We start from the raw sequence: 11,491 nt of genomic DNA, 5'->3' as shown, positions 1-11,491 counted from the left end.
TTGAACCGTTTGCGAAAAATCTCAGAGCGCCGGAGTTAACGTTTCAGACGCTGGCGGTGATGCACATAGTCGCTGCTTTAGGTCATTCGCTCTCGCTTAACTTTCGGCCATTAAACCGCATTTCAGATTTCGTGTCTACGAAGCTACTCCTGCCTTTGGGCGCGCTGAAGACGAGAGAGCCGCTATACCTTTGGCTTTTGGCTCTACCGGGCCTATTTTCGCTGGTGGGACAGACTGCGTCTTTCGGAAACGTTTTTGGCAAGTTTCTCGAGGCAACAGAATTCCTTACATGGCTCCCTTTTCTCATAGTGGCATACTACAAAGCAGAGGGAGATACATATTGTGATATTCGACGGCAAGCTCCGCTACTGATTGGTTATGCCCTTCTCATTGCGGCACTTGGTTTAGCGCGTAATGCCCGAGGACTGATGTTCACCGGCCCCGCTACCGTGACGTTGATTTATCTTGTCATCAGCCTCCGCGCGCCTCAGGGGATGACACGAAAGTCTCTAGCGCGGTGGCTGATCGCGCTTTCGGTCTTAATAGTATCCGTTTTTTCCCTTTCCAACCTAGTGACGGCAATGGCAATTGCACGGGAAAATCGGGAAGATGCCACCCGCGTCGAAATGATCCGGCTTACGGCCGAAGCGTTGATGGACGATCAGAAGATGCAACAGCATCGGGATACTGGGTATCTGAAGCGGCTCACCACCATGTACGATGAGACATATCTTGAGAACCCAATTATGTCTCGCCTTACAGAGACAAAATTTCATGACAACATTTTCTTCCTCGGCGGGCTAATGGGGGACGAGCAAATATCGCGCATAGTCGATGAGGAGATAAGAAGCATCATTGTCTTATTACCTCAACCAATGCTCGACGCCCTTGATATCGACATACAGAAGTTTGAGCACCTCTACTCGATCGGCGATGTCTATATACACCTCGCGTATGGATACCCATTAGGCGGCTTCGTCACGGGGTCGGTGTTTGGTGACGTTTACACATTGTGCGGACCATACTGGCCAGTTGCTGCGCTATTGCTCTTCACGGTTACCTTTATTGCATTGAACTCGCTCAACACGCCGACGGGTCTTCATATATCGCCGGTTGCATTATGCTTGGCGTGGCCCATCTTCCTCTACGGGGTAGGGGGCGAATCTATAGCGGCGAAAGTTGGCTTCCTCCTTCGCGCGTTGCCGCAAAAAGTGCTGGTATTTGTTGTGCTTGTGGGAACACTGAACGCGATCGCAGCACTGTTTCGCACGACACCCTACCAAGTTAAGACGACAGATTCGGGAGCAAAGGCGCCGTGAAGATTCTTATATATTCCGCGAATTTCTTCCCTGAAGAGACCGGCATCGGAAAGTATTCCGGGGAAATGGCGCTCTGGTTAGCGAAGAGTGGGCATGAGGTCCGCGTCATCGCTGCCCCGCCGCATTATCCTAGCTGGAAGATTAAAGGCGAATACTTGCTCCGCCCGTTTGCCACCGATCGATTAGGTGATATCACGGTATACCGGGCCCCTCTTCTCCTCTTTGGCAAGCCTCGTGGAGCATCCCGAGCACTGAGCATGCTGAGCTTCTCATTGCTATCCATCCCACAGCTTCTTAGGCAGGTTATATGGCGCCCCGATTTGGTTTTTACTGTCGCCCCTTACATCTCCTGTGCGCCTGGCGGGCACGTCTTTGCGAAACTCGTGAGAGCACGCTCCTGGCTCCACGTCCAAGACTTCGAAGTAGACATTGCTTTTGGAATGGGGCAACTCAGGGGAAAGCGACTCGAACGGCTTTCTAAGCGAATCGAAACGGCAATATTCAAGCGCTTCGATAGGGTTTCAACGATATCTTCGGCAATGCTCTCACGACTTCATGCGAAAGGCGTGGAGGCGTCCAGAACAGTTCTGCTGCCCAACTGGGCCGACACGGAGGGCATCAGGCCGCTCCAGAGCCGGAGCTCATACAGAGATGCTCTTTGCATCAGCGCGGAAGCAAAGGTTTTTCTTTTCTCCGGGACATTGGGTGAAAAGCAAGGTTTGGACATTATCCCTGCGGCCGCTGAGATACTATCTCATCGCACAGACATTATTTTTGTAATCTGCGGCGACGGTGTGATGAAGCCTTTTTTGCAGGAGAAAGCAAAATCGTTAACGAACATACGAATGCTGCCCTTACAGCCAGTGAATAAGCTGGGAGAACTGCTTGGGCTGGCAGACGTACATCTCCTTCCGCAGTCAGGCAATGCGGAGGATCTCGTACTTCCTTCGAAAATAACGGGGATGCTCTCAAGTGGACGCCCCGTGGCAGCCGCTTGCTCGCCTTCATCAGAGATCGCAAAAGTTATATCCGGGTGTGGGCTTATCTCCCCACCAGGGGATGCTGCATCCCTTGCGAGAAACCTAGTGCGACTTGCTGACGATCATAAGCTTTGCGTTGATTTCGGTGCGAAGGCCCGACACTATGCTGAGCGACACATATCTATTTCCTCCGTGTTGGGGTCTTTTGTCGACGAGGCGACCAGATTAATAATGGACCCTCGCGAAAGCCTAGCCGAGTGAGGTTAACGAGTGCGCGACTATATCTTCTTTCTGCCTAACCTTGCGCGGGGTGGGGTTGCTCGTACTGTTGCTTGTCTGGCGGAAGGACTAGCTGCAAAAAATATTAATGTCACGGTAGTGATTCTCCATGAGCAGCTCGAACAGCTAAACGAACTTAAGCCAGGGCGGATACGATGCCTACTTCCAGGCATTCCAGCCTATGCGAAGGCTTTAGTTTTTGCGCCCCTTGCGCTGGTCCGTCTGTTTAAGCTGCTTAAGGCGCAGCCAGGAGCAACCGTGTCTGCCCATGGCCTTCTTCCCAACTTGATGGTGGCAGCGTGCAAACACCTGTTAGGGGCACAACTTGACTACGTCGGCTTCCAGCACGATAGCCCTTCCGGCCACTATGCCTCTGCAAGCGGATTGGTAAAGAAGCGAATACTCCAGTGGAGCTTCCGAAGAAGCAAGATGGTTGCATGTGTCTCAAGCGGAGTTTCAGAGGAGCTAATTAAGGAGCGCGTTTGCTCTGCGAGCAAAACCGTTGTCCTTTATAACGGACACAATATAACTCGCATAAGAGAGCTTGCCCACGGCGGTGTGTCCCCGGCATTCCAGGAACTTCGCTCACATTATTCTCATGTGGCTTTAATGATTGGGCGTCTAGCTCCTCAGAAAGATTACGACACTGCGATTCAGGTCGCCAGAATACTTGCTCCGGAGCGTTTCGCCATCGCGGTTATTGGCGATGGACCGGAACTCAGCAGACTTCAGGAAGTTGTCCAGCAGGCGGGCGTCTCGAACTTTTACTTTCTCGGGGCAAGAAGCAATCCTTTCCCAGAGTTGGCCAACTCCGACCTATTGCTCTTAACCTCGCTGCACGAGTCGTTTGGGAATGTCATCGTGGAGGCCCTTGCATTAGGCAAACCAGTCGTCTCCACCGACTGCCCTTCGGGCCCGCGCGAGATCCTTGACGGCGCACGTTATGGAGCGTTGTGCCCCGTTGGCGACGCCGAGGCTCTTGCGAATGCAGTGAAGCTTACTGTTCAGTCCAATAGTCTGCAGTCCGACGCCCGCCGCCGCGCGATTTTGCAAAGATCGCAAAGTTTTGACGTCAGTCGCCAAGTGGAGCGCTATATCCAGTTGCTCGGCCTTCAACAACAAGTATGAGATGAGCGATCCTGCAAAGCCATTACAGGTTGATTTACGGAAAAGCCGAACCAAGTGGGCAAAGGCCACACTTTTAAAGCGCATTGCGTGGAACGTGCTGGGTCAGCCCTGGCTACTCGTTCTTCCTAGACCGCTTCACCGTGTCAACTCCTACATTCTCAGATTGTTTGGCGCCAATCTGGGGAAGAAGTGTCTTGTGATGCCAGGCGTTCGTGTTTTAATGCCTTGGAATCTCACTGTAGGGGACTATTGTGCGATTGGCAGGGATGCAGAAATTTACAATTTTGCGACCGTGACGATCGGGAATATGGCGGTCATTTCCCAATACGTTTTCCTATGTACTGGCACGCACGACTTCACCGATAGTGCCATGCCGTTGACGTACAAGCCAATTTCGATCGGCTCACATAGCTGGGTGGCAGCTGGCGCATTTGTAGGGCCCGGCGTCTTCATCGGCGACGGAGCCGTCGTTGGAGCGCGCTCAACCGTAGCTAAAGACGTTCCCCCTTGGACTGTTGTGGCGGGCTCCCCTGCTCGCGTCTTGAAGCGCCGCGAAATTCTCCGGTAAAGAACAACTGCAAGCAGGCGCGCGAGCTGCAAGTCTTGATAGAAGCGGTCATTTCAGCGGCTTGCTGTATTGACCCAGCGCTTTCTGCGCAAATCAGGCAACCAAAGTATAAGCCTCAGCGGGGGTCTTCATGCCCAGCGCCTGTTGAGGGCGCCGGTGGTTGTAAAAACCGATCCCGTCGCCATTACGTGGCTGGCGTGCTGTTGGGTCTCGCCCCGGTGGCAGTACACGCGTTGGTCTTTGAGCGTTTTGATCACGGGCTCGACCAAGCCGTTTTGCTCCGGGCTGCACGGGGTGATGAATTCCTGCTGCAGGCCATAGCTCTTGACCCGGGCCGTGTAACTGCGGCTGGTGAACACCACTCCGTTGTCTGACCTCAACAAGAACGGATGCTTGACCTCGCCCCGGTCAGCCGTAGCGGGCGATCAGGGCTTGCTAGAGGGCCGCCTCAGCGGTTTGGATCGGCCGCTGTGGCTGAGAGGTGGCAGCTCTACAGTTCGCGGCTCTAGCAGTCAATCAGCAGGGCCACAGCGAAGCATACCCATCACGCAACGTCCATACGCGGCACAGATCTGTCGCGGACCGCTCGTATTGTACTTTGGCTACCGATGGCAAGGCCCGGATGCGAAGTCGAAGCCCACCGGGCGCTTGCGCACTGCCATCCATTAAGCTGGAAGACGCGCTGCACGGTGTTCTTGTTCAAGCTAAGCAGGCGCGCCACGGTGCGATAACCGAACAACGGGTTCTCTTCCATCATCGCCTTGATTGGCTTGACGGAGTGATCCTGAACCTTCGGCGCGGCCTTGGTGCTGCGGTAGTACACCGTGCGCCGAGGCATATCGCACGACCGCCACTGCTCGATCAGGCTGAAATTTTGCGCCTTGCAGACCGGCGCCTAATGGCGTCTTCCGTGAAAGTGCACATCGTCGTTTCGGTCAACGTTTGCACCAGAGAGGGCCGCGCCGCTGCGACTAAACCGCCTTTTTCCAGTGAAAATAACAGCCCCGTCCATATGCCAATACTTCGTTAGGCCGATGCCTTTAGGTTCTCGCTCGGGCCGGACTCGTCGTGTCACGGTTAAACCCTGCGCCTCGCATGAGAAATCGCAGCGCAAACTTATGAAGACGCTCATCCAATATTTTGTGGACCGCATAACCAACCATGATCGCCAGCGTTAACGCGACCGGCTTACTTAGCCACGCCTTTTGAGAAAAAAACACTTGTTGCCATAAATAGACACTATAAGAAGCTAGGCCGACCTCTGCAACGAACCTGTTATTAAAAAACGAAATATGATGGGGAGCGTTCCGCAGCTGCACACAGGCGATCGCAATCAAACCGGAACCGAAAGTGTATCTGACTGCGTCTGGCACCAAGTCAACAAAAAATAGACACCCTAAAAATAAAAAAACCCACCATGGCGGCAACCGCCGAATTCGGGAAACGCCATAGCTGACCAAGGCAGCCGCCAACAGCATTGAGGTGCATCTGAACTCGAATCTCCAAAATGTACTGTAATACTCCAACGTTCCATTTAGAGCAGCGATACACACGGTCAACCACGAGAAGGCAACCAGCGTAGAAATAACAAAGTGCGCGACGAGCCGCGAGGATCTACATATATAGGCCACCAATCCCAAGACAACGTACCCCTGCATTTCGACGGACACAGACCAGAGGTGTTGAAACGTAAGCGTATGTGGCCTGTGATAATTCGCAAATCCCAGACCCGCGGAAAGCACGTCGATCCAAGGAAATGATATGTTGAACCACCAAGATCCGACGGAAATCAACGCAAGAAACACCCACAGTGAGGGGACTATTCTGGCAAAGCGCTTCAATGCGTATGCCGCTAGAGCGTCCCTTTTCACGAAGAGGATGTCACCTATCAAACTTCCCGAGAGCGCAAAAAACAACTCGACGCCCAACCTCCCAAAATTTATGCCACTCGCAACCACGAAGTGGCCCACCAGAACGCTAATAATTGCCCAGCCTCGCCAGGCATCCAAATAACTTACCCTTTGGCCGGAATCATGAGCGTCTCTCATAGGCATCAATTCGGCGCCTCTAATGGAGCCACTGTGTTCCGCCTAATGAAGGCGAGGAGATATAAAACGGCAGGAAGCGCGAGGACGCTTACGTGCCGCGTGTACGCGAAACCGACGAGGTATGGGAGCAGCAATCCCCCGACAAATAGAATATATGCGATCCCAAGCGCTCTCTGTCGTCGAACAAACGAATCGGCAACTGCGGCGCCTAAGCTCAGCCAAAAAACAACCCTAAAAAGTATCATGCTGCCCAGTTCGTAGTATTTACGGACACCTTCCGATGAAGTGGACCCGTACTTCTCAACCGAGAAAAAACACACCCAAAACTTTTTCTTAAGGGCCGCGACCGCCTTCTCCTTGTTATTTAAAATATAAGCAAAAGACTTTTCCCTGTAAAAATCGTTCACAACCCACTCCCCACCGGCAGGGGAATCCTTAAACAGATCGTCATCGTACATATCCAGGCTGGTACCCGGAGTCGGCGGATACCGTTCCAAAAAATAAGGATTGTTCCCTTTGTATAAATTCCATCCATCCAAACTGGTCCCGATTGTGAATCTTCCGGATCCTGCGTACTGATAAGACGCCCAGGCCACTCCTGAAGTCGCAACAACTAGGAGACATGCGAGGAAATACCGAAGGCCGAACTTATAACCGAAAGCAACGAGCAACACAGCGACACACAGCACAAATGAACTCTTGGACAGCAGTGCAATTGCGGCCGAGCATCCGAAGAGGATTGCAATAGAGTGCTTATGGTATCCGCGTCCTCCGAGGTGGCCTTTTCTTTCGGGTGATGCGCCATAAAGCAGCACGGCCCAGCAGACGGCCAGCCCCACGAAACCGAACCCTTCTTCAACTTGGATATTGACAATATTGGCTACCGTGTAGGACGACGTACTGATGAGGAGAAGCGCGAGAAAATCAAGGATCGACTTCTCCCCGCGGCTTCGAAACACAAGCCACGCAATCCAGGCTAAAGCCGCAACTACCAACAGAACCTTAAGAAAAATTATGTATGCCACCTTATCGCCAAAGGCGATGTACCCTAAAACGGCGTACAACGTTGCCACGGGCATCCTAGCTCCGTAGTACCCTGGCATCGCCTCCATCCATCCGTTTGCCAAAAAGCTGCGGACCGTCGGACCGACAAGATTGGCCAAATCAAAAACTGAGTAGTGGTTCAATCCACTTCTTGACGCGCCGTACAGCGCTACTACCATAGTGGTTACAACGTAACCGATGATCGGCCACAACGTCGCGCGATCTCTTACGCACATTTCCCCCTCCTTATATCCGTCATTGAGAAAGTTCGTAGATTAGCGATCAGCGGCCGCCTTTCGTTCCTCGGTCTTAAGGACAATCAGGTACTCGTAAATCGACTGCAGAATGGCGTACCTGAGACCCGCCCGCCCGTCCATAAAGCCTCTCTTGGCAATATACAGCAGGGCAAACTTGACTAGTGGGCGGAGAGGCAACCGGTAAAAAAGCTCCTTTTGGTGATATCGCTTAGTGTGGAAGTCTGCTGCCGTAAACGCCTTTACGACAGAGAACGGTTCACGAGACGCAGCATTCGCCACTATCTGCTCTGCCTCCAAATCACTATATGAGTTGTGTCTTGCCACCCAGTGCGCAATTCCCTTGCTGAACGGAAAGTGATCGAGATATCCATGCAGTGTACCCACCGGTCCACTAGCGATCGAAACCGGATTTACCAGTCGCTCATACCTTATGGCCTCCGGCTTAAACAGTCGCATATAGTACGGCGACGCTTGGACGTGCCTAAGCCAAGTTCCCATGAAAAAGTCGCGACGCTGGACGCTGAAGGCAACAACACCGCTCTCTTCTGCGACCGCCAGTTTAACGTTCAACGCAAGTTCCGGCGTAACCCTCTCATCGGCGTCTATATAGAAAACCCAGTCATGTTTGAATTTTATGTTCTTGAGACCCCAATTTTGATGTGCGGCCCAGTTATCAAAAGTGCGCTGCGTCACAGTTGCACCAAAATCTTTAGCTATTTCGACCGTTTTATCTGTGCTAAAGGAATCGTAAACGTGGATATCGTCGCTCCAAGCAACGGATCGTAGGCAACCGGGCAAATCGGCTTGCTCATTTTTCGTCAGCACAAGCACTGAAATCATGTTTTTTTCCTTTTAAGAACCACACCCATTGAAGCTCTCTTCAATGCTGTGGACGGCAAAGCGAGGATGAAATCCCAAAGGTAATCTCGCGTCAGATTGAGCACTGACAAAAGAGCGCAGACTAGCAAAACTACTTCGACGAGCCAAAGAGAAGTCAGAAGACCTAGCCAACCAGAAAGAGAAGCTAGCAACCCGGCCAATATTAGGCCGACTGAATTCGTCACAACATAAAGCAGGCCAAACTTAGCATGCAAGTTCACGGCAGAAAGAAAAACTGCGCTAGCGTTCCATAAAGAAGAAGTTGTGGCGATAAGCAGCAACCCAGCGAGAAGCGATCTATCCACGGAAATGGCGCGATGTAACCAAATCTCAGCCATCATAGGCCCGAATATGCACAATATTGTTGCGGCCACCATAGCCACGATGGCAGTTATCCCCCACGAGGCCCTGTGCATTTCACGAAGCATGGACTCGTCGGACTCACCATAAGCCTTGGATATCTCCGGCCATATGGAGAAGCTCAACACATTTGTAATCTGATTAGGTACACGGGCGACCGTCCTCAGCGCGGCAAAGGTGGCCGATGAAGCTGGCCCCATGACTACACCGATTAGCATGAGCGGCCCCTGCAATGCAAGTGCGTTGCCCAAAGGGTAGGCCATGAAGCCCAGCGCTGGGCGCAGCAATCGGCGAACGGCACCTCGTTCCCTCTTGGCGCCCGGCAATATTAGCCATTGACTAATCCTCCCAATATGCCAGCGTTGAATAATCAACGACGCAGTGCGGATAAAAAGGCCGCATAGACACAAGTCTATCGGACCAGCACCAAGGAGGAGCAAAATACCTAGTGCAGATATCTCCACCATGCGGGCCAGGTTAGCGATTAATACACCCGCGGCATTTCTCCCCACCGCCCTGTATACACCCGAGGCCACACTCGAAAAGAAACCTACCCCTACACCTACCCCTAAGAGCGCAGTTGCGGCAGAGGCCTCTCTTACCGGGATTTGGCTGGTGTGCAGAAAGGGTATTGACCAAATCAAGCCACCCGCGAAAACACCGACCGCTATAACCGCTGCCGCTGCACAAGCACTGATGTACAGCATAGCGCGAAGCACTGATCTAGCTCCTTCTTTGTCGCCAGCCGCCACCTTCATTGCCATGTCGTTGCCAGCTGCAGAGCCAATCCCTAAGTCCGCCATCACCAGATATGCAGGTATGGTCGAAAGCATCAACCATTCGCCGTACATCGCCGCGCCCCAAGACTTGAAATAGAGTGGCGTTAAAGCAATTTGACCAAAGATCGTTACTAATTGGCCGAACGCGTGAGCGCCAAGCCCTGCGATAATGCGGTTCCTAGCGGACATGGCGAGCGAGGTGAGGTGAGGTCGTTTTCGATAAAGTCACAGACGTAACCATAATATAACGGGGGCCGATGTGCGACCTGACCCGGCTTCAGAAGTTCCCAGGAACGCGCCAACCCCCTTAATCGAGGGGTAAAAAAAAGCGCGCCTACGGCGCGCATGAGATCGAGCAGATGAGATCTAAGTTACAGCCCAAATGGTCGCGGAATCCCGCCTCCCGCGAAATTTCCGAGATTAGGAAAGACCGTTGTAAGCTGTGAATCAGTGAGCCCCATCCACCGGCCCAATGAAGCACCGTATTGCTCCACGGACGTGGTCGGGAGCAAGGCACCGTTATAAACTTGGTTAGGGCTAGAGTCGAACCAGTTATCCTTGGTGTTCTTTACGCCAATAACCGGGAAGTCCCCCAGGACTCGGCCGCCTTTTACCGCTCCACCAACGATAAAATGATGGCCGCCCCAACCATGGTCCGTCCCGTCGCCGTTGCTGGTGAAGGTACGACCGAAGTCCGACGCGGTAAAGGTCGTGACCGACTCCCGTACGCCAAGCCGCCCTAATGTCTCGTCGAAATAGTTCACCGCGTGATCTAGCGCGGCCATCAACTCGGCGTGACGGCTAATCTGCCCGTCGTGAGTGTCAAAACCCGTGGCTTGGACGAAAAAGACTTGTCTCTTAAGACCGAGCGTATCTCTAGCGCCCAGCATTCGGGCAACAACTCGGAGCTGTTTAGCTAACCCGCTAGCCTTACTCTGCCCTGTCACTGGCGAGATATAACTCATATCAGACTCCGCCCCCAGCCTAGCATCAGATGCTGAGAGCAAAGCGTTGCTGAGAGACTGTTCAGCGGCGATACTTCTGGCTGCTGTCGCAGAAAGATCCGCACCAAACGGACCGACGTTAGCGCGCTTTGCAATTCTAAGCATTGCGTCTGCAGCGACAGTCGAATTTTGGATCACGGGCCTTCCCTCATTATTGAGGCGGTAACCATATCGAACCGGGCCGTTCAGCGAAAGCTGATATTGCTTAATTGATGTCCCGGAGAGCCAAACCGCGTTCCCGGCAGCTGATACAGCAGTGAAAAGACTTCCGGAGTTGCTTCCAGCTAAAACATCTGCGATTTTCCCGCCCCAGCCAACTGACGTTCCTTCGGGCCCTAGCGCCTGCCAAGTAGTCGCCTGATCGTTATGCGAAAAGAGCTTACTGGGTATACGGCGCGTCTTCTCTACGTACTGAGCTTTGGTGAGCGGTTCTATCAGGGTTCCGACGTTCGGGAGGATCGCCAGTCTTCGATCGGTGTTAAACAGACGCTGCAACTGCTTCAGTTGGGGGTTTAGTGCCAAGGGTCTGCCGTAGCCGTCGGCGGGGGTCAGCGACAGTAGCCGATCCCTTGGGAGCACGATGCTCTCGGGCACTTGATTGCGGACTGCGTTGTAGCTGGCCCAAGACGATTCATCGGTCGCAAGCACCGTATTGAACGCGTCATTACCGCCTGCCAGAAAGATGCAGACAAGAGCTTTGTAATCCGTTGCGGATTGAGCAGATGCACTTCCGATCGCGGCCAAATTCAGTGCTACCCCGCTGCCTGCCCCAAGACCCATGGATGCGAGCGCTCCAGCCTGCTGAAGGAAGAGCCGACGTGACTGTTTATTGCTGCTCATTGGGGA

At 53.0% G+C, this 11,491-nt stretch carries 11 protein-coding genes; 4 read left to right on the top strand and 7 right to left on the bottom strand.

The genetic code is table 11. The annotated features are described in order from the left end of the window. From Q0Z44_RS08530 to Q0Z44_RS08515, 4 genes are all read left to right on the top strand, one after another. On the top strand, positions 1 to 1,319 hold a 1,319-nt coding region (locus tag Q0Z44_RS08530; RefSeq protein ID WP_298011756.1), incomplete at its 5' end, for a hypothetical protein. Continuing rightward, positions 1,316 to 2,560: a WcaI family glycosyltransferase gene (locus Q0Z44_RS08525; RefSeq protein WP_298011755.1), complete on the top strand. Its 1,245-nt coding sequence runs from the start codon at positions 1,316 to 1,318 to the stop codon at positions 2,558 to 2,560. The genes Q0Z44_RS08530 and Q0Z44_RS08525, both read left to right, overlap by 4 nt. 9 nt (positions 2,561 to 2,569) lie before the next feature. Then, positions 2,570 to 3,706 carry a glycosyltransferase gene (locus tag Q0Z44_RS08520; RefSeq protein ID WP_298011754.1) on the top strand — a complete coding sequence of 379 codons (1,137 nt, stop codon included), beginning with the start codon at positions 2,570 to 2,572 and terminating at the stop codon, positions 3,704 to 3,706. Position 3,707: 1 nt separating this feature from the next. Further along, positions 3,708 to 4,274, top strand: a complete 567-nt coding sequence (locus Q0Z44_RS08515) for a putative colanic acid biosynthesis acetyltransferase (RefSeq protein ID WP_298011753.1) — start codon at positions 3,708 to 3,710, stop codon at positions 4,272 to 4,274. 128 nt (positions 4,275 to 4,402) lie between these two features. On the opposite strand, the gene Q0Z44_RS08510 is transcribed toward Q0Z44_RS08515, so the two are convergent. From Q0Z44_RS08510 to Q0Z44_RS08485, 7 genes are all read right to left on the bottom strand, one after another. Then, positions 4,403 to 4,633: a hypothetical protein gene (locus tag Q0Z44_RS08510; protein WP_298011752.1), complete on the bottom strand. Its 231-nt coding sequence runs from the start codon at positions 4,631 to 4,633 to the stop codon at positions 4,403 to 4,405. A gap of 185 nt (positions 4,634 to 4,818) precedes the next feature. Continuing rightward, on the bottom strand, positions 4,819 to 5,097 hold the full coding sequence (locus Q0Z44_RS08505; protein ID WP_298011751.1) for a hypothetical protein: 279 nt from the start codon (positions 5,095 to 5,097) through the stop codon (positions 4,819 to 4,821). A 217-nt stretch (positions 5,098 to 5,314) separates the two neighbouring features. Further along, on the bottom strand, positions 5,315 to 6,322 hold the full coding sequence (locus tag Q0Z44_RS18305) for an acyltransferase (protein ID WP_366517590.1): 1,008 nt from the start codon (positions 6,320 to 6,322) through the stop codon (positions 5,315 to 5,317). A gap of 5 nt (positions 6,323 to 6,327) precedes the next feature. Then, complete coding sequence (locus tag Q0Z44_RS08500) at positions 6,328 to 7,395, bottom strand: hypothetical protein (RefSeq protein WP_298011750.1); 1,068 nt, start codon at positions 7,393 to 7,395, stop codon at positions 6,328 to 6,330. 246 nt (positions 7,396 to 7,641) lie between these two features. Further along, a complete protein-coding gene (locus Q0Z44_RS08495) occupies positions 7,642 to 8,463 on the bottom strand; it encodes a glycosyltransferase family 2 protein (protein WP_298011749.1) in 822 nt (273 codons plus the stop codon). Beyond that, complete coding sequence (locus Q0Z44_RS08490) at positions 8,460 to 9,830, bottom strand: hypothetical protein (protein ID WP_298011748.1); 1,371 nt, start codon at positions 9,828 to 9,830, stop codon at positions 8,460 to 8,462. Before Q0Z44_RS08490 ends, Q0Z44_RS08495 begins: the two co-directional genes overlap by 4 nt. Positions 9,831 to 10,012: 182 nt before the next feature. Beyond that, positions 10,013 to 11,485, bottom strand: a complete 1,473-nt coding sequence (locus tag Q0Z44_RS08485; protein WP_298011747.1) for a DUF1501 domain-containing protein — start codon at positions 11,483 to 11,485, stop codon at positions 10,013 to 10,015. Between the last annotated feature and the right edge of the window lie 6 nt (positions 11,486 to 11,491).

This window comes from uncultured Aquabacterium sp. (genome assembly GCF_947366995.1).
In the GTDB taxonomy this organism is placed as follows: domain Bacteria; phylum Pseudomonadota; class Gammaproteobacteria; order Burkholderiales; family Burkholderiaceae_C; genus Aquabacterium.
The sequence above is the reverse complement of the archived record's forward strand: the minus strand, read 5'-3'. Positions and strand labels throughout refer to the sequence as shown.

Coding starts and splice junctions, on each gene's coding strand:
- Q0Z44_RS08515 (WP_298011753.1), top strand. CDS start 3,708: ATGAGCGATCCTGCAAAGCCATTACAGGTTGATTTACGGAAAAGCCGA.
- Q0Z44_RS18305 (WP_366517590.1), bottom strand. CDS start 6,322: ATGAGAGACGCTCATGATTCCGGCCAAAGGGTAAGTTATTTGGATGCC.
- Q0Z44_RS08495 (WP_298011749.1), bottom strand. CDS start 8,463: ATGATTTCAGTGCTTGTGCTGACGAAAAATGAGCAAGCCGATTTGCCC.
- Q0Z44_RS08490 (WP_298011748.1), bottom strand. CDS start 9,830: ATGTCCGCTAGGAACCGCATTATCGCAGGGCTTGGCGCTCACGCGTTC.
- Q0Z44_RS08485 (WP_298011747.1), bottom strand. CDS start 11,485: ATGAGCAGCAATAAACAGTCACGTCGGCTCTTCCTTCAGCAGGCTGGA.